This window comes from Sporosarcina sp. QA0331, from assembly GCF_055808055.1.
The window spans coordinates 533,550-552,124 of sequence record NZ_CM147850.1 but is presented as its reverse complement, the minus strand read 5'-3'; the positions used below and the strand labels follow the sequence as shown (position 1 = coordinate 552,124).

Here is an 18,575-nt window from a genome sequence, read left to right as displayed (position 1 = left end):
TAATTATAGTTCTGTTACTTTATAGACATGCCCTATTCAGCGATATACTCGGCAATGATTCGCGCTACAAGTGTACGAGGAAGAAGGACTGGCAGCCCGCTTCCTTTTATGGCCTCTGATTTATGTTGTTCATTGTACCCCATACAATCCAACACGATCAGATCAGCACCTTGCTCTCGTAGTGCAAGGGCTGCGCCAGCAATGTCACTTTCCTCATATGGTGAAGCAACCTCTGCAAATATCTTCAACTCTTCCTGTCGCCACTTCGAAAGCAATGTCTCACGCTGCTCTTCAAGTGGAATGATGAGCCCAAGAGACCCTGAAGGGAGAAGTGCGCTGACGATGTGATTTAATACTTTGTCAGGATACACAATTGGCTTTCTCGCTTTCAAAGTCGGAAAGTCCCCTGTGCAGAGCATAAGCACAATATCAACTGTCTCCTCAAGCGCACTCAACTCCGCCTGTAATAATGGCAACAATTTGCTCTTGCCCATTTTTACGGATTTTCCGTCACGCATTCTTGAAATATACGTTGTATCAAATTCATCCGGTTCGACAGAACGTACTGTTTCGTCAGTCAAGCTGTCTAGACCACCGCTCTCAACAATCGACACACTATTTCCTAGAATCGCTTCTATAGAAGGTGTAACGTCCGTACGTGGAGATTGTCCAATTGTTAAAACACCAACACTTCTACCTGGCATTACTCATCAATCCCTAAAGTTTGTAAATGCTTCATTGAGCCATAAAGTTTTTCCAAACGGTCGAATTCCTCCGCATCATAGAATTCGATTTGACCTCTTGTAAACTCTTTTGCAATTTCAATAGAGAATCGGACAGCTTGGGCAATATCCACTTCATGACTTGCCCCGGTGCCACTTCCCGGTACAGCTGTTTTTGCCGTAATTGCCACTCCGACAACGGGAGCATCCGTCGCCACGGCTGGTTGGAGAATGCTATTAATATGATATACGTCATTGCCATACGGTGTAATGTCTTGGGTCGTTACCGTAAATGTCACCGGTAGTTCACCCGTCGTCATCTCCATAATGCGTAGCAATTCATCAGCGAATTTCAAGACATATCCTGACTTCACTGTTGGAGAAAGGGCAATTCCTCGATGATTAAACACACGATTCCCTTTCGTCGTATCAATCGAAACGACTGCATCCATTTCAGGAACGACTTCATATTGATTCATCGTTAAGATATCAACTGGCGATCCCATGAAATCAACCGGCTCATGTGGCTGCGTAGGGGCAGTCGGACAAATATGAGTCGTGACAATCACGTCTCCAGGCAATCGATCCCCTTTGACAGACATGTTTGCAAGTTTCAATGCGATGGCTACCGCTGCCGCAGCTCCGTCACCGTCCGACACAAAGCCAATACGCTGCGGGCGGGCACCTAATCCACCCAACCGGCCGACAATACCTAATGTGCGCGCGTCTCCTCCACTTGACTTGCCTTCCGTCCCTTTAATGACAATTTTTACAAAGTCGGTAGAGCCCTCTTGTCCCGCAACGGTTTCATATGTTGCTGTACAATGTTCAAAACCATCGAATAGACGGACTACGGATTCTCCGCTAGCTTTCACGTCATCTAGTAATTCAATAACTTCCATTGTATATTTTAACGACATTTGTTCATCATCCTTTTCAAATAATACTTTTATTCACAATTGGTTCAATTGCTTGCAGTAGTTTCTTATTGGACATCGTAGAACTTAGCTTCAAGTATTCTTTCGGAACGGAGATGACTGCAATTGCAAGACCTTCTTTTAGCTCCGCACTCACTAAAGGCATGCCGGTTTCCGCATCGAAAGTCATGATGAGATCTGGAAACGTCCCTTTCCGTTCTCCGTTCATTTCGGCTGTCATATATTCGTTCCAAAATGTCAGCTCCAAACTGTCGACTTGAACGAATCCTACGTCAAACCCTTTGATAGCCTTCAATTCAAAACTGCTGATGGTGCCAGAATGAATGACGCGGCCATGCAAGTGGGATGCAACAGCTTCAATTCGTTCCGGTCCTTCTGGAACTGAGAAGAATACATCCCCTAATTCTATTGCTTGTGTAATTCCTCCGACAGCAGCATGCTCTTTCACATACTCGACGGACACGGGATTACGGCAAACGGCAACCATACCACCCGCCTCGACGGACACGGAACGAACTGTATTGGAAGAAATATCGAGCGTACTGGTCACTACCCCTTCCACTTCCATTGACCCTTTTCCACCAGCGAAGGCCTGAATCGATTTATAACCTTCAACTTCCGATAAATTCAAGGATCCCATGGAACCGGTCGGATGCGCTCTTCCATTACACGGTGCATCGAGGAACGGAAGTCCCGTTGCAGCGGCTTGGAGCCAACCATTAACAGTCGTTGCAGCCCCATTTTCATTTGTCATCAACGCCTGAATCGGCCGATCAAATTCCTTCTGCATCCGCTGCACTGTTGAAATGAGTTGAAGACGGTCTGTATACGCTGCCTTTGCGGATGGGGCTCCGACAAGTGAGACACATGCAACGTAATCCGTATCTTGCAGTTCGTCTACTGTGATGAGCTCAGGTGCCCCGATTGCAAAAGCCTGCTCGGTCTTCGCAAGGCCATCATGAATCCAGCCACCCCCTCCTCCGCCTAATATACAGCCACCATAAACGGCTTTCGTTGCATCTTCTTTTGTCAGTCTTCGTTTTGTCATACTAAAACCTCCATTATTTCGCTTTCCAAAGAGAAGTGAAGAAACTATAAATTGCATCTCCTGCGATAAATCCAGCAGCCATCGTGTACATCGCATTTTCCGCTTCCTGTCCTTTTACTTTCAAAACGATGAAACGGATGAGTATCCCCACAATAACGGCCCATCCGGCAATCGGATTTACAATTAATAGCCCAGTCGCAAACAAAATCCCCATCTGACGCTTAGGTCCACCTATTAATTGAATGATTGCTCCAGGAATGGCCCATAACAACAGGAGCATGCCGATGTTTCCACTTAACCCACTGTCGATAGTCGCAGCATACACATGATCGACAGGAGGAACGAGATTTTGTGAGAAAAAGGAATTATGGAACAAAGAAACCATTGCAATAGCGACTCCAAAACCGATTAATGAACTTTTCAATTGCTGTCTTCGGCCAAATAGTTCCATCGCAGTCTTTTGGTCTTTCCGTAAAATAGCACCGGATTTGAAGTCATACCCCAAATCTGCAAACGCCGGTCCAGTTGCTGCCGTAAAACCTGTTAATAACGCTAGAGCAACAGGCGGGAAGCCAAGCATCATTCCGAGTAGCAACGCAATGAGCGTAACAGCAAATGCTGGAAACCAGCCGGAATGCATGGCCGCAATCCCGACAATAATCTCACTTGCAAGTGCAGCAAAGGCAGCAAAGACAACAAACATGACAATCTGGAACACAGACATGTCGCCAATGATTCCACTAATGACAGCTAAAATGGCGGCCGCTACCAGATAAAGAACAAATCCGATCCCAAACCCTTTCTTGATATCAGCGTCAGTACGTGAATTAATATGCTCTCCTTCTTGAACGTCACCGGGGTTCTTTTCTTTCTTTGACTTAACAAGCACTAAAATGAATTGCAATAGGGCAACGGTTCCTGCCCCAATCATCATGCCGTGGGGAATATAATACGCATTCAAGTCAACACCGAATAATGAATCTGAGTAGCCCCGAAGCAACAAACCAATCCCGAACATGAGCAAAGCCCATATGTTTCCGATAAAGGCAACTCCGAATGCCGACATGGCGATACCAAAATGCGAACCGACAAGCCCGCCTACAATCCCGATACCTAAGAATTTAGCTTTGGATCCACCTTCATCCCCAGCCTTTAGTGCCTCAGCTGTCGCAACACCAGGCGGCCATGTTTCATCTGCGGAAAACAACTTAGAGTCAAATACTTTATAAAGGATGAAAACATCTACTAATAAGGCGAGTCCCGAACCAATTAACATCGGAACAATAAGTTCCGGCATCCCCATAACAAAAGGAATTCCGATAGGGATCAACAAACTGTTCGCCGCTCCAAACGTTGCAGCTGAAATAGATGTTTGAATTAAGTTTTGGTTTTCGATCGAGCGGTATTTGTAAAACATCTTCATCGGAATCCGAGCAATCAACATTGCTATCAACGCCCCGATAATGGATGTGTTTGGCGTGATTCCTAACGAGGTAATCAATTGCATACCGATAATTGCGCCAAAGACGGAAATGATGATTGAAAAAATAATGAATGGAAAATCAAATGTTTTAGTGTTCATCTTATCTCCTCCCCTCTCTTTATGAGCTCGTATACTGTAGCTTGTGCTTCTACTAAATCAATAACAGGAATATCGACATGTGTGACCAAGTAATCTTTCAACCTGATTGTGGAAAATCCTGTACAAGCGAATAAAACAACGTCTGCCCCCTCAGCAATGGCTTCCTGAGCAATCGCAAGCAACTTCTCTTTCGCATCAGGCGATAGCAAATCAGTTGTTTTTCGTAACGTTGGATCATAGCGATACGAATGGAATTGATCCTTTAATCCCTTTTCAATCGTTAGTGGGATGTGATCCGTAATTCCAATAACAGCAATGCGCTGGCCAACGAGACAAGCCGCCCTGGCACCACAGGCACCCGCACCCAGTATCGGAAAATCGGTCAAACGCCTTAATTCGTCAAGTCCTGGGTCGGCAGCGCAACTAATTGTGATCGCATCAATCTCATCCCGTTGCATAAACTCATTAGCAAGAGCGATGATTTTAGGAATGGCAATCATTTCCGACTCATTATCATAAATACCGTTTGGTTGGTCTTTAATACATTTTGTAATTGTCTTAACTTGATGGGTTTCCCACATTCGTTTTCCGTGTTCGAGCAACACATTATCGTCATCTGTTGTAAGGACTCGAATTATTCCCAACATTTCAACCACCCCTTTCAACTGATTATAAATATTTAAACTATTCTTCGTAATGCAAGAAATGTGAAAAGCTCAGTCCACTTTTTTGCACATCTTTTCTTTTATCAGAATTGGTGAATGGCGGGTTGCCAAATTTATATAAAAAAGCCGATGAGAAGATAGTCACCTTCTCATCGACCTTTTAATATTCATAAATGTATTGACTTGTACAAGCATTCATCCTGATAATTGTTTGATTTTCAAACAGAAATGAAGAATAAATCGAATTTCTGCATCATCCATATTCATATTCAGTAATTCCTGTATCTTCTGCAACCGATACGTAAGTGTTCGCCGATGTATGAACAGTTTTTCAGAAGTCTTGGTCATATTCCCGTTCTCACTCAAATACATTTGTAGCGTCTCCAATAGTTCTTTATTATTGCTTTGCAATAGAGGACTTAACAATGTATAAGCATAGCTTTGCACATGCTCATCGGCCGTTAACCCAATTAGAATTTCATAGATCCCTAATTTATCGTACGTATAAAACGTCTCATCCTTCCGCAATTTCCGACCGATTTCCATCGTTTTATCAACCAAACGGATGGCATCGTCCAACAGTCTGCTATGTCCCAGCAGTGGCCCCGCTGCAACATACAGGTCGTCATATAGCTCGTTCATCCGTTTTTCTAGCTGGCCCAGTATCATCGAATACTCGTCAGATCTACACTGCACAACTGCATAGAAGTGGTAATATTTTTCAAAGACAATGATTGTACGATCCGATAATGGTTCTAGCAAGCCATGCAGTTCTTTTAAAACGAGGCAAGAAGGATCGATTAAATAGGGAGAGGAAGAGAACAGTTTCTCTGTCCAATTTGCTTGAAAACGCATGACAAAATACTCTGCTTCTTCCTGCCCACGAGACGAAAACTCCTCCAAATGTTCCAAATGCTCAATCCGCTTTTTCTGCAAATACAACTGTTCATTCATGAACAGTTCAATCAGCTTCGCAATCAACTTCTTCAATTGACTAGACGACATGTGAATCGAATGCAGTCTTTCAACATATGGAATGTGGATCGTAGCAAAAACTTGCTGGTTGGATGCGAGCGGCAAAATAAGACAATCACGGAAGCCATCTATTTTAAGAATGGTCCGGTCCCGAGTCACTAAACTCGTCTTCCAATCTTCCAGCACTTCAAGGTAAGAAGGGTACACCGGCTTTGCGAAAAGAGCATCGGACTTTCTCCAGCCGTTCGGAAGAAAGTCTTTTGAAGAATACATAAGCGCTCCTTCCATATCTTCTATATAAACGGGGCTGCCGACGATATCATTTATTTCATCCAATGCTTCCGAAAGGGATGCATGGCTTTTGGACTCAAATTCAGCAAAAGGATTGTTCACACTTTCCACTAATTGTTTTTCTTCATATAGCTTCTCATATAACGGGGTGAGTACATTAATATACGAAACACTCTTCGGAATAACGATAATCGGAAAATCATTCTCATTCGCAATCGCTATCATATCAACCGGAATCGAATCGACAAAACGGCCCAGCTTGATCACAATCCCGGCAGCTTCCTTATCAATTAACGTCTGAACAATCTCCACTTGCTTCCGTTCATCATGCCGAATGGAATAAAAAGCAGTCATAACGAGGATACCTGGCGTCACCCAACTAATCACTTCGGGAACCTCCATGACTTCTATGGAGGTGATCGGACGACCAACCCCGCCATGCCCGGCTACAATCGTACTATTCACCAGCTCGCCAATCTCTAAGGCTTCTCTAACATCCACATCTCCCCCTCCTCTCCATCGTTGCTCGAAAAAAATATTGTTACCATCATAGCACTTTTTAGCATGCTGCTGTAAAGGGGAATGGTTACCATTTTATTCAAACTAAAAATGCCGATACACATCCAGAAACTTATCGAAACTCCAATCAGTGGAAAAATGACTACATTCACCCCAATATTAGTGGACTTGTAGACTTGTAGAATTCCTGAATACGGAGCGGCAACAATGTAACATAATCTCCCGTCAAACGACAAATATGGTTGGAAAATTTTACACTTATTCTGTATGATTGAATTACCTGTCTTTTTACGATAGGAATATTATATTTTCGGGGGTTATAATGTTGAGAAAAGTAGCAATGTGGGCTTTGGCGTTTGTGTTTGTTCTTTCATTCGCTTGGCCAAACATGACAGCATCGGCGCAAACAGGTTCTATGAAACTTGTAGTCGATGGAGTTGAAGTAGAGGGATATGAACAGCCATTTATGTCGCAAGAGGATGTATTGATTCCGGTTGAGAATCTATTCAATGAAGCTGGATATCAAGTTTCAAAGGATGCATCTGGTAAAGTAACTGTAACGAATACGCGTTTGACAGTTGAGTTCAGTGTTGCCGATGAGAAAATCACTGTAGACGGTGAAGCAACTGATGCGTTATTCCCGCTTACATTGAAAAACTATGGCAACTATGTTTCGGGTGAATTTCTGAACGAATTGGAAGGCTTTGAAGTAACTATTTCTGAAGACCAACAAACCGTTAATGTTACGACGAATCGTGTACAAGACGTAGATGCATTCCTAGAGAAAATGGTTGCTGCGAATCCGAACAGCTATGCTGCGAAGATGTCAATCGACCAAACGATGGTTTCGGACACTGAGGAACTATCCATGGATATGCTTATGGATATCGACATGAGCATCACGAACAATCCGATTGGACTTCATATGCTTCAAAAAATGAAAACGACTGCGAACGATAAGTCAGAAGAAGTCACAGCTGAGTCTTATTTCACAGAAGAGGGCTTTTTCATAAAAGAGGGCGAGAACTGGACAAAGCTTCCTGAAGAATTAACGGCTGGACTTTTAGAAGCATCCGCGTTGCAAGCTGATCCAGCTGCACAATTGGAGCTTACGAAGCAGTTCATGAAAGGCATCCATATTTTCGAATATGACGATGCTTATGTCATCACTCAAACAATGACGAACGAAGAATTCCAAAGCATGATGGATGAGGCAATGTCTTTATTCTCAGACATGATTCCGACCGACATCATTAACACAGACGCTGAGGCTACAGAAGCTACTGAAGCTGAAGCTACTGAAGAAAAAGAAGAAGCTGTGAAGGAAGAGTCTACTACTGACGAAGCTACTGCAGTAGAAGAGCCTGCTGCTGAAGAAGGGGCTACTACTGACGAAGAGGCTGCTACTGAAGAAGATGCTACTACTGCTGAAGAAGAAGCTACAGTAGAAGAGTCGAACGAAGAAGCTGTTGAAGAACCAGAAACGGATCTTGAAGCTATTTCCATCAAAATCGACGAATTTTTCGTTGTAACAGTAATCGATAAGAAAACGTTATTCCCAGTTTCAACTGATGGAAAAACTTCTATGACGATTACAGTTGCCGGTGAAACAGTAACAATCAATCAATTAATCAGCGGTATTTTCAGCAAGTTCAATGAAGTGAAGGAAATCAAAGTACCAGAAGAAATCATTAAAAATGCTGTTGTTTTAGATTTAGATGCAGAAGCAACTGCGGAAGAATCAAAAGAAGAAGCTGCAGAATAAGGCGGACGGGCAGTTTCTGTCCCCCCTATTTCATAAAGCCGTGTGCGGATATGCACACGGCTTTTTCATTAGGATTGTACAAGTGATTTAACGCCTGGATTACGTTGTGTTGCGATAAGGCTTGATTGCTTTGGAGGCTGTTTTCATTGTGTTGCGGCAGGACTTCGTTTCGCTGCGTTCGTGTTAGGTTGCGTTGCGAACAGAAAGCCCCTTGTCTCTAGCTGAAACAAGAGGCTTCCATATTATTTTAAATGCTTATCAAAAAACTCTATCATCGCATTATAAAATTCAATGCGGTTTTCTTCATTTTGGAATCCATGACCTTCATTTTCTTTTAACATATATTCGACATCAATGCCCCTCTTTTGCAAGGCTTCCACGATTTGATCGGATTCCGCCTTGTTGACGCGAGGGTCGTTTGCACCTTGGGCGACAAATAGAGGTGTTTTAATTTTGTCGGCATGGAAGACAGGAGAAACTGCTTCAAGTAATTCTTTATCCTCTTCTGGGTGGCCGACCCGTTTGTATAGATCATTTCTCATCGTTTCCCAATATGGCGGGATTGTATCGAGTAATGTAAATATGTTCGAGACACCGACATAGTCTACGGCTGCTGCATATAAATCAGGCGTAAACGTAATGCCCGCTAGTGTAGCATAGCCTCCAAAGGAAGCCCCGTAAATACCGATCCGGTCGGGATCTGCAATGCCTTGGTCAATTGCCCATTGAACGCCATCTGTAATGTCATCTTGGATTTTCAAGCCCCATTGTTTATTGCCCGCATCCGTGAATGCTTTACCATATCCAGTCGAAGAGCGGAAGTTTACTTGGAGAACCGCATATCCACGATTGGCAAGCAGTTGCACTTCCGGATTATACCCCCACATATCACGTGCCCAAGGACCGCCATGCGGGTTGACGATTAACGGCAATTGCTCTGGCTTTTTATTCTTAGGCAATGTTAAATAGCCATGAATCGTAAGACCATCTCGGCTTGTGTACGAAATCGGATGCATCTCGGCTAGCGAATCCCGATCGATCCATGAAGCCAACTCAGTCAATTTCGTCAGTTCTTCCGTTTCCGCGTCGTAATAATAATAGGTGCCATATTCTTTGTCGCTCGACACAGCAACAATAAACGTAGTCATTTCTTTGTTGTAATCTACAACCGACAATTCGCTTTCACTTACATTCAGTTCGTCCTTCAAATTATTGAAGATGGTTTCAAATGTTTCGTCGAAAAACACATAGTGAAGCTTATCTGTCATGTAAACGCTCGCTAAAAAGGCATCCTTTGTAGAGTCATACAAAGCGCCCGTAACATCAACATGTGGGTTGGAATAAAGGACTTTCTCATTTGCCTCCATGTCGAATACGACTAACTCAACTTTATCGCGATCTTTATTCGATGCTGCATAAATGGATTTGTTATCTTTCGAGAAAGCTATGGGTGATACTGTATCTCCTGCTTCTGTTTGGATAAATGGCTTAAATTCATCCTCTTCCGTTTCACGGTAAAGAATCGTGCTATCAACCCCGTCTGATTCAATCGCGATTCGGATCTTGCCATCATGATCCGCGAGCCATCCAGCAATGTTGCCTGGGTTTTTCGCTACATGGTCTAATTCCCCAGTTTTAATATTGAGTCGATAGACATCAAAGACAGTCGGATCTTCTTTATTCATTCCGATGAGAATTTCATCTTCGACGCCAGTTAAATTGCTGATAAGTTGGACACGAACACCTTCATATGGCGTCAAGTCACGTTCTTCATAGCCGTTGAAGCTGGAAGAATAAATATGGTAATTTTCATCACCGCCGTTATCTTTCACATATAAAATGTGGTCGCCTTTCCAAAACGATGCTGCAATATCCCGATCTTTAGAACTTGTCACACGAACAGGCTCTTCGTCACCATCCATCTTTTTGACAAAGACATTCATGCGGTTTTCCCACTCAGAGCTATATGAAATATACTCTCCATCAGGTGACATCTCAAAACCGAAATCTCCAGGGTTTTTCATGAAATCTTCCACCGAAATTTCACTTACCCCTTTATTGTCGTTCCCCTTTAACTTGTATTGTTTAGCGTTCTCAAGGATGCTCGTCATTTCTTCCGCTGTAACGGTTTCATCCGCTTGACTATAAACTTTTAACAGTCCATGGATTTTCGCGGATTGCAAGTAATCAGAAGTCGTCTCTTCCTTCTCCTCAATACCAAGAGCCCGGATTAGCAATTTGGAAATATCGCCTTTCGTAATGTCCTTTTTGGAGCTTACTTCCGTATCTCCAGTCCAACGCTCAGCAACTTCATCTCGCATTTCCTTCGATCCGTGTTGATACGTCAATACATCCAATGCAGATTGGATGAAATCATCTGCGGAAACGGGTGCCTCCGCTTTTACATTTTCGGCAACACGAACAGTTTCCCAATCAATGGTCCGAACTGAATCGTTGGCTTGAGCACCTAATGGATAGGACATGAGAAGCGCTGAAGCCATTGCTGCCAGTAACGCTTGCTTTTTCACAGGTAAAATCCCCCTTTAACTGTATTACCTACATAGTACACTAATATTAATTAAAGTGTCAAATAAGTAGGTAAAGTTCAATAATTATTACGAAACAAAGGATGAATGGTTTCATTTAATTTGTAAATTTTGTATCAGTCATATGCTGCGTCAAAAACCAATTGTGAATACAAAAAGGAAAGTTTCAAATTCCCGCATTCAAAAAGCCCAAGTAAAAGCTCACATTCATAGGAAATGTTAATAAAGACATTAAAAAGCCGCATAAAGGCATAGATGACGAAAACAAACGATTAGGAGATTAATCAAGTTCAAAATTTACATGGCAAGCTGTTTTAGAGGTATTGTGTTTCTCAGGGTTTTCAGATGACCGTGTGAAGTCTTTCTATAGGTATGTGTTAAAATGTACTTTTCCTATTGAATTCACTAAATTGATTTTTGTTTTGATTGAATAGATACTCATGTAAATATCGAAAAAATGATGTATATGAATAAGCACGGGTATTATAGTTATTGCGAAAGATATGGGAATCCATATTCTAGCTACTATATAGTGATTAAGAATTGAGCCAAGTCGTTGGAAATTTGAGGGTGGAATAATGAATGATTTTTATACAGCAGTAAATTATGTAAATAAAATGATCTACGAGCCAAATGGATTAACTGTAAAGTCGGTTCAAGAAGAAAAACAAAATGCTAAGTATGGTGCTGGTATATTTCGATTATCTTCGAGAACAGTTCGTTTCAGGGTTGCAAAAATAACCCCCACCAAAGCAGGGCAGTTTGTTGCAATTTGGGAAAAAGATGAAAATAATAAGAACCACCCCTTTACTTATGAGTAAGCACCTGATTTATTAGTTATCACTACTTTTAAAGATGATAGCGCGTTTGGACAATTTATTATTCCAAAAGAAATTCTTTTCAAACAGAATATTTATAGGTCCAGTTCAACAAAGGGAAAAATGGCAATAAGAGTTTATTCTAGCTGGGATAAACCGGCTAGTAAGCAAGCGATGAAAACCCAAAAATGGCAGATGCCTTATTTTGTTGATATGAGTGATCCGAGTAAATTACCTATAGACAAAATAATAGAACTGTATTCGCTTTAATCCTATGCATACAGGCGAAGTTGTTGAAGAAGCATTGTTCCAGAATAGGGTCATTTTGTGTAAGTGCGGGTTAATCGGAAAAAGAGGAATATTAATAAGAGCATATAAACATAAAGAAATTGGACTTTGGTTGACATTTGGTATAAGGGTTCATTGCAGGCACACGATTTTATTGATGCTAGTTATTAGAAATCCCAAATTGAAGAGATGAAGGAAAAGTATATTCCGATGTCAGATACGCATGTCATAACCAGTCAATCAAAGATTGTAGGATTTGTTTCAATAGTAGACGACTATTTGGCAGCGCTTTTTATTCGTAAATAGCAGCACAAAAATCATTCAATAAATCCATGAACACATTTCTTAGCTATAAACATTATTCTATATGTAGTTTCACATTGTTTACATTGCAATATAACAGAATACATGGAACATTTTTGTCCATGTATGTCTAGTGCCACCCACTATACAACTTCTCATTCTCCACCTCAAGCCACTCCTGCTCATCCATCACATACTGGAAATGAACAAGATGCAAACCGGTTCCTTGCAGTGATTCAACATACTCCTCCGTCGTCAATACATAGTCCTCAAACTTGCGTAAACCTTTCACCCGCTGATCAATTACTGCAATTACACCGTCGTCTCTGTTTTTAAGCTTAGTTATCAAATTGGGTGTTTGATCGTTGTTACCCCAAATAATATACGTTTTTAGCATGACTTTTACTATTGCCCCCATTAAATTATTTTCATACTTGCTTGTCCTCGCGACAATCCTACTTTTAGCGAGTTGGTATACTTTTAGGTTTTTCATTGGCCGCTTTCATATCGATGCTCAATCGAATTAACTGTTCCCGGTCAATCATACGGACACCGTTACGCTTGGCCAATGTTAAAGCTTGCTTTGTATAATTGCTATTTGTTACCACCCATGCAGTGGTGGCATTGTACATACTTTTTGCCGGAATTACCTCTTGTACCGCTTTGATGCCAACTGTCTTCTTATACCTTTTCGCTTGTACCACGACTACCTCTTTCCCTTTTTTCAGAATTAAATCCGCACCGAAATCACCAGATGCAGGTGTATACGATACATTGTATCCTTGACTGTTAAAGAGCGTTCCGAGATACTCCTCAAATTGCCTGCCGGTCATTTCATCGATATCAGCGATTCCAGATTGCTTCAACCGCTTAGACAAACGCATGGATCGAAAGACACTAATCCCTATGACTAAAACAACCGCAATTCCAACTGCTATTAGTGCACCACCTAGGGAATCTGTCACATACCAACCAAGCAGTGCCGCTCCAATTAACACAATCCCTGTGACTTCATCAATCAACGCTTGCTCTTTCTTTGTGCGATTACGCAAAACAATCCCCCTCCTCCTTGTTAAAGGCATATTGTATGATCCTATACTTTTTTAGAAACTAGTTCTATTAGATTATATCATTATAATTCCAACGTTAATAGACTCAGTATTCAGCCAACTAATTAGATAGAAAATGGACGTTCTTATTCGTCTGATGATACCCAGATGGTCTAGTCGACGCTATTGTAGCTATAGTAAATTTCATGTCTTAATCTTTAACGGACAATATGAAAGAGCCGCCAGTTTTGTTGACCATTGAAAATGGTCATTAGAGCTGACGACTGATATTCAATAGAAATATCCTTGGAGCTATAGCGTAAACTGTAAAGTGTTATCTGGAAAATAGATTTCCTTTAATTGTTAAAGAAGCAAGAGAGTAGATAACTCAACGGTATCCGCTTTTTTATTTCACCTTGGTTTTATATTGCCGTTCTACAGCACCCTCCCTCAATCATCCCTCGCATTTTCTTCAACAACCGGTCCCTTCTCTTCTTAACACCTGCAACGCTAATGCCAATTCTCTGCGCACACTCAGCTTGACTGCACCTGTCAATAAACAACCATTGAATCAGCTTTCTCTCATCTTCTGTAAGCTGCTCTACTACATAATGGAGTCCATCAATCCATCCCAATTCTTCGGAATCACCTCCCCCGATCCATAGTGTCAACATATCATCTTCAGTCGGCATGAAACGCTGCTCAAACCGACTCTCCCTTTTCATCATCAAACCTCGTCCACGCCTGCCATAACGCTACCCTTCCCGTCTGCCTGTAATGCTCATGTTCACGATAGATATTCAATTGGCGGATGTTTGCAGAAATCATTGGTTCATATTGCGCTAACACGTCTTCAAAATTCAACACTTGGTTGACCTTTCCGATCGTGCACGATTCTGTTTATTCCCGGGTATTTACATCATAGGTGGAGTAAAAACATACTACCAATGAGGATTTATGATGTTTGACCCACCATTCTTAACATTTGAATAGGTGATACGTGTCATTAGTTGAGTTAATTTTGAGATAAATAAGTATCTTCTCTACATTTTTACTAAATATATGGTAATCTATACACATAGCAACAGCATCATAGTAAAAGAGGATTAGTATGTTAGATGATAGTTTATTACTTGATTATCGGGCATTGGCGTTAAAAACCGCCTTTTCCACTGAGTACTTGTCCGAGATTATTACGACGCATGGAACCTACTATTCAAAAAGAAGTCCGGTTGATCTGCTCGAGGAAGCGTGTTTGCGTCATCACGACTAAGAATGGACGCAAGGAGGCAGCCCTAAAACTGCTGAAGTTCCATCAAAAGCCGCCATTCCTGATTTCAGATGATGTGGCCGTTTTTCCGACAACGGGTTCAAAACACCCAGAATGCATGTGGATCTTCAGCCATTTTTTCGAGGCAGAATCGGTAACAAAAGAGAAAACTAAAATTACATTCCAGAATGGAACAGATATCATTGTCCCAATATCACTACACACCGTTAAGCAACAGAACATGCGTGCACATACGCTGCTTAGCCAAGCACAACAATCCAAGCGTAAGTACATACATGAATTTCTTTTTCTCAAAATGAATACCAACCCAGATAATTTAAGTTTTGAATGATCAAGTCTCCAACGCAACAAGTAAATAATTGAAAACAACCACCAATTCACACGATTCTTTCGTGGAATAGGTGGTTGTTTTTTGTTTACTGAATTTACTTCCTAGATTCTTTAACGAGAAGTATCCCTTTTGATCCCACCCATCTATATAGAGAATAAAGGGGGAAATCAAAATGACACATTTTCTAAAGAACTACTCAAAATTCAACACAATCGCTGAAATGGACGCGGATGTAGAACAACATCTTTCACTTCACTGTGACAACTTGACGAAATCGGATCGCCAAGTGCTCGACGTCATCCGCCGCTATTCGGTGAAATACGGTGCAGCTCATTTAAAGCATGGAACGATCGAAGACGCTACTGGGAAATCTAACATCACTGTCCGTCGTGCCATTCGCAAGCTCGTCAAACTAGAAATCATCGAAAAAGTTCACTACATCCGCCCGGCGTCTCCTACGGAATCAAAAAAGGTGCAGCATTCTCAGCACAAGTGCAAGAAAGGCCCATTCAAGTGCCGGATGGAAATTTCAATTCGGAATTAGTCGAAGCATCCATTTCCACCGGTGATATTCAAAGAGCTAAAACAGCCTTGACCTGCTTGGAGAATGCGTACAATTAAAATCTCGGACAAATTGTTACCCGTGAAAATGTGAAAGAGATTCAAGAAGTGGCGAAGCATTACAAGTTACCTGTGTATCTGGATGGAGCCAGGATTTTCAATGCTTCAGTAGAACTCGGTGTAGAAGCAACGGAATATAAAGAAGATGGGGGATTGAGCTGACCACTTCTCATTACTTTTTGCCATATACTTTCGGACAACAAAGCACGTCTAATTAGGAAAATGTTAATTTTGCCGTTAGTAACAAAAAGCCGATATCAACTTTAATTGGTACAAAAAGATGAGCTATTACTATAGGCTTTGCTTGTCCTACATAAACAATGTTTTCTCCTTCTTTATAACAATGTCTGAAAGTCTCTTTCCGACTTTTTGCTCAATAAATGAAATATAATCGGTGTCTGGTATCGATTCATTTAATTCTCTCACATGTGCACGTGTCAACCCAATTTTTTCAAAACGATCATAGCAAGCTGTTAATATATTTTCACAGCTAACCCTTCCAATCAAATCTATATTTTCTAATGGCTTCATTGCATAATGCATCCATTCACTTTTGTCAGTCTTAGAATATGTTAACAATACTGGTATCTCAGGAATATGAAACCGTTTGGCCATACATGTTCTATGCTTTCCTTCCGATACGCGATATTTGGTTTCATCTACAACTTCTGCTTCTATATCATCATGAAACCCTCCAAATCCCATCACATAACTTCCTTCTTTCATTTTTTTAATAATCGGACCACAATGCTTAGAGTTCTCACAAATCTCAAGCATGCTGGGATGAAGAGCTGTCACCTCGAACATTTTCCTCACAGGCAATATTTCATACATCTTTGAATATGTATTCACCATGTCTAAGCTCCGGAATAGATTCCATATGTCACATCTATTAGGGCCGCCGCCTAGTGTAGTTGGATATGGTAATACCTGTGGATCTAAATAAGTTGGTTCCTTCACTTTTATTTCACTTTCGGGATAATAACCATCTTCTGAAAGATTAATCTCGTCTATGCTAAAGTGATCTCGAATGTTTTTCACTGTTATTGTGATTTCATATCTCTGCTTATTATAGAAATGATTATAAATACTTTTTTGTATTTTAGAGAAAAACTTATCATTTGGTGTCATTTTTTGTTTAGGATGGATCCTTGCTTTTTTTTTATAGTAGATTGAAGGAAGAACTTCGATTTCCATACCCAATTTATTGTTGTGTAACACCTCAATTTGTTTGTGATAATAACTGTCTAAATCAAACAGATGTAAAGCTTTTCCTTGAAACTTCACCTCATAATCAGACATTTCATCTCTTCGTACGCTTAAAATCTTTTTCATCAGACCACCTCAAATATTTCATTCAACTATACAATGTTTTAAACACTAAAATAAATCTGAGTACTTGTTTTATTAGTTTTACGATACTAATCTTGCTTCTTACTCCAATAACACTTGGGAATCCCGGTAACCATTTCATGTCTAAATTGCCGTTTTAGTTAATATCTGTAGTTTCTGATTAATTACAAAACAGTTGACCTTCAGTAAAATATTTGTAAAAATCACTTTGTTAATATTCTTTTTTACTATAGCTGCTTCTAATTCTGTCTTTGATGCTATATTAGCTGATTCATAGCTATTTCTGTCTTATACTGCACTGTAAGCAGTTTTCGTATCAGGCCTACACCACAGGCGACATTTATCGCATGTGACATGCCATTAGCTATTCATTTTACTTATTCCTACAATCCAATTATATACTATATATCATTTTTAGAAAATTACTTATTCAGTTAATTTATTTTACTTCTTAAATTAATCAACTTGAAACAAACCGGTATTAATCCATAAGTATCCGCGCTACCCAACAGAAAAAAGCCAACTATCAAAAGATAGTCGGCCCTTCTCTATATTTATTTACTTAGTAATCAAGAAGCTCTTCTCTAGCACATCAATTACAAGACATGTGTCTAAATGGTTTGGTAGACAAATACCTGTCATTTACTGACCGCCTTTTAAGCTCTCATCAGATAATAGGAGATCATTATCCGAATCCTTTTTAGAGATTTGAATTCCATTTCCAGACGTTCCAGCAGTTTTTGCTGTTACCGTTACCACCCCATCATTAGCTGAAGCCGTGTAATCCAATGAAACTTGACCGTTAATAGCATTGGCCAAATTTTGAGCAGACTCATCGACTGTTGTTCCTGCTACAACCTTTACACGGTTAGTACTATTCTGAAGAAGCATTGCATTTGCATTTAAATGAACGAAGACGTATTCCACAGAACCGATGGTAACAGTGTCACCATCTCTGCCCGTAGGTACATTGTCAGCAATAATATGGAAGCCTATTATTGAAGCCAAAGTGCCCCCATCTTTTACTGAAATGGATGAACCCTCTCCTAATTTATTTGATGCGATAAATATACGGTTCGGACCAAATGCAGGTAGCTGTACATCGTCTCCTAAATCTTCGACTAGGAGATTAATTAATTCTTCCCTCGTTACCGCATTAACATTTCTTATGGAAACTTGAGTATCACCAGTATTAACAGTTATATCTTTGCCATCCACAGAAAACATCATTATTAATTCATCGATATTCCCATCATTATCTAGGTCTAAATCGAATGAGGACCCTAATTCTTGACCAGCAAAATATGCGCTATATGCCAACTCATCAGGAACCTTACTGATTGTAATTGTTCCTGTCGCAAACATGCTATTCCCGCCTTATACCTATTCAGGCTTTCGTATCGGGCCTACACCGTCCAGGCGGCTTTCACCGCACACGGCGTGCTATCAGTAGTACTTTATTGCTTATTT

18 protein-coding genes and 1 pseudogene are annotated in these 18,575 nt (G+C 40.8%); 6 read left to right on the top strand and 13 right to left on the bottom strand.

The features are described from left to right. Positions 1-32: 32 nt before the first annotated feature. From AC0L13_RS02755 to AC0L13_RS02730, 6 genes are all read right to left on the bottom strand, one after another. Positions 33-704 (bottom strand): AroM family protein, encoded by a 672-nt coding sequence (locus AC0L13_RS02755; protein ID WP_473643712.1) that lies wholly within the window; start codon positions 702-704, stop codon positions 33-35. Then, entirely contained in the window at positions 704-1,642 is a 939-nt protein-coding gene (locus AC0L13_RS02750) for a DUF1177 domain-containing protein (RefSeq protein WP_473643710.1), read from the bottom strand. Before AC0L13_RS02750 ends, AC0L13_RS02755 begins: the two co-directional genes overlap by 1 nt. 16 nt (positions 1,643-1,658) lie before the next feature. After that, positions 1,659-2,708 (bottom strand): DUF917 domain-containing protein, encoded by a 1,050-nt coding sequence (locus tag AC0L13_RS02745; protein ID WP_473643708.1) that lies wholly within the window; start codon positions 2,706-2,708, stop codon positions 1,659-1,661. Positions 2,709-2,721: 13 nt separating this feature from the next. Beyond that, positions 2,722-4,290 (bottom strand): OPT/YSL family transporter, encoded by a 1,569-nt coding sequence (locus AC0L13_RS02740; RefSeq protein ID WP_473643706.1) that lies wholly within the window; start codon positions 4,288-4,290, stop codon positions 2,722-2,724. Continuing rightward, entirely contained in the window at positions 4,287-4,937 is a 651-nt protein-coding gene (locus AC0L13_RS02735; RefSeq protein ID WP_473643704.1) for an aspartate/glutamate racemase family protein, read from the bottom strand. Before AC0L13_RS02735 ends, AC0L13_RS02740 begins: the two co-directional genes overlap by 4 nt. Before the next feature lie 213 nt (positions 4,938-5,150). Next, positions 5,151-6,722 (bottom strand): PucR family transcriptional regulator, encoded by a 1,572-nt coding sequence (locus AC0L13_RS02730; RefSeq protein WP_473643702.1) that lies wholly within the window; start codon positions 6,720-6,722, stop codon positions 5,151-5,153. A gap of 343 nt (positions 6,723-7,065) precedes the next feature. On the opposite strand from AC0L13_RS02730, the gene AC0L13_RS02725 reads away from it, so the two are divergent. Next, positions 7,066-8,505 carry a DUF6612 family protein gene (locus AC0L13_RS02725; protein ID WP_473643699.1) on the top strand — a complete coding sequence of 480 codons (1,440 nt, stop codon included), beginning with the start codon at positions 7,066-7,068 and terminating at the stop codon, positions 8,503-8,505. Positions 8,506-8,747: 242 nt separating this feature from the next. Here AC0L13_RS02725 and AC0L13_RS02720 read toward each other — a convergent pair whose 3' ends face one another. Further along, complete coding sequence (locus tag AC0L13_RS02720) at positions 8,748-11,033, bottom strand: S9 family peptidase (RefSeq protein ID WP_473643697.1); 2,286 nt, start codon at positions 11,031-11,033, stop codon at positions 8,748-8,750. A 596-nt stretch (positions 11,034-11,629) separates the two neighbouring features. Here AC0L13_RS02720 and AC0L13_RS02715 point away from each other — a divergent pair. Next, positions 11,630-12,139 (top strand): annotated as a pseudogene (locus AC0L13_RS02715) (MepB family protein). A gap of 451 nt (positions 12,140-12,590) precedes the next feature. Here the strand turns inward: AC0L13_RS02715 and AC0L13_RS02710 are convergent. From AC0L13_RS02710 to AC0L13_RS02695, 4 genes are all read right to left on the bottom strand, one after another. Then, positions 12,591-12,953: a hypothetical protein gene (locus tag AC0L13_RS02710; RefSeq protein WP_473643695.1), complete on the bottom strand. Its 363-nt coding sequence runs from the start codon at positions 12,951-12,953 to the stop codon at positions 12,591-12,593. Beyond that, complete coding sequence (locus AC0L13_RS02705) at positions 12,922-13,512, bottom strand: restriction endonuclease (protein ID WP_473643693.1); 591 nt, start codon at positions 13,510-13,512, stop codon at positions 12,922-12,924. The genes AC0L13_RS02710 and AC0L13_RS02705 overlap by 32 nt, the downstream gene beginning before the upstream one ends. Positions 13,513-13,931: 419 nt before the next feature. Further along, on the bottom strand, positions 13,932-14,234 hold the full coding sequence (locus tag AC0L13_RS02700) for a sigma factor-like helix-turn-helix DNA-binding protein (RefSeq protein WP_473643691.1): 303 nt from the start codon (positions 14,232-14,234) through the stop codon (positions 13,932-13,934). After that, positions 14,212-14,376 carry a hypothetical protein gene (locus AC0L13_RS02695; protein ID WP_473643688.1) on the bottom strand — a complete coding sequence of 55 codons (165 nt, stop codon included), beginning with the start codon at positions 14,374-14,376 and terminating at the stop codon, positions 14,212-14,214. Before AC0L13_RS02695 ends, AC0L13_RS02700 begins: the two co-directional genes overlap by 23 nt. Positions 14,377-14,620: 244 nt before the next feature. Between AC0L13_RS02695 and AC0L13_RS02690 the strand changes: the two genes are divergently transcribed. The 4 genes from AC0L13_RS02690 (at position 14,621) to AC0L13_RS02675 (ending at position 15,914) form a co-directional block, all read left to right on the top strand. Then, positions 14,621-14,782 carry a hypothetical protein gene (locus AC0L13_RS02690; protein WP_473647206.1) on the top strand — a complete coding sequence of 54 codons (162 nt, stop codon included), beginning with the start codon at positions 14,621-14,623 and terminating at the stop codon, positions 14,780-14,782. Continuing rightward, complete coding sequence (locus AC0L13_RS02685; RefSeq protein WP_473643686.1) at positions 14,712-15,131, top strand: competence protein ComK; 420 nt, start codon at positions 14,712-14,714, stop codon at positions 15,129-15,131. The genes AC0L13_RS02690 and AC0L13_RS02685 overlap by 71 nt, the downstream gene beginning before the upstream one ends. A 172-nt stretch (positions 15,132-15,303) precedes the next feature. Beyond that, positions 15,304-15,675, top strand: a complete 372-nt coding sequence (locus AC0L13_RS02680; RefSeq protein WP_473643684.1) for a hypothetical protein — start codon at positions 15,304-15,306, stop codon at positions 15,673-15,675. An 89-nt stretch (positions 15,676-15,764) separates the two neighbouring features. Next, on the top strand, positions 15,765-15,914 hold the full coding sequence (locus tag AC0L13_RS02675; protein ID WP_473646823.1) for a beta-eliminating lyase-related protein: 150 nt from the start codon (positions 15,765-15,767) through the stop codon (positions 15,912-15,914). 147 nt (positions 15,915-16,061) lie between these two features. Here the strand turns inward: AC0L13_RS02675 and AC0L13_RS02670 are convergent, their stop codons facing one another. Together AC0L13_RS02670 and AC0L13_RS02665 are read right to left on the bottom strand one after the other, a co-directional pair. Next, positions 16,062-17,087 (bottom strand): hypothetical protein, encoded by a 1,026-nt coding sequence (locus tag AC0L13_RS02670; protein ID WP_473643682.1) that lies wholly within the window; start codon positions 17,085-17,087, stop codon positions 16,062-16,064. A 660-nt stretch (positions 17,088-17,747) separates the two neighbouring features. Then, positions 17,748-18,470 carry a hypothetical protein gene (locus tag AC0L13_RS02665; RefSeq protein WP_473643680.1) on the bottom strand — a complete coding sequence of 241 codons (723 nt, stop codon included), beginning with the start codon at positions 18,468-18,470 and terminating at the stop codon, positions 17,748-17,750. Positions 18,471-18,575 lie beyond the last annotated feature (105 nt).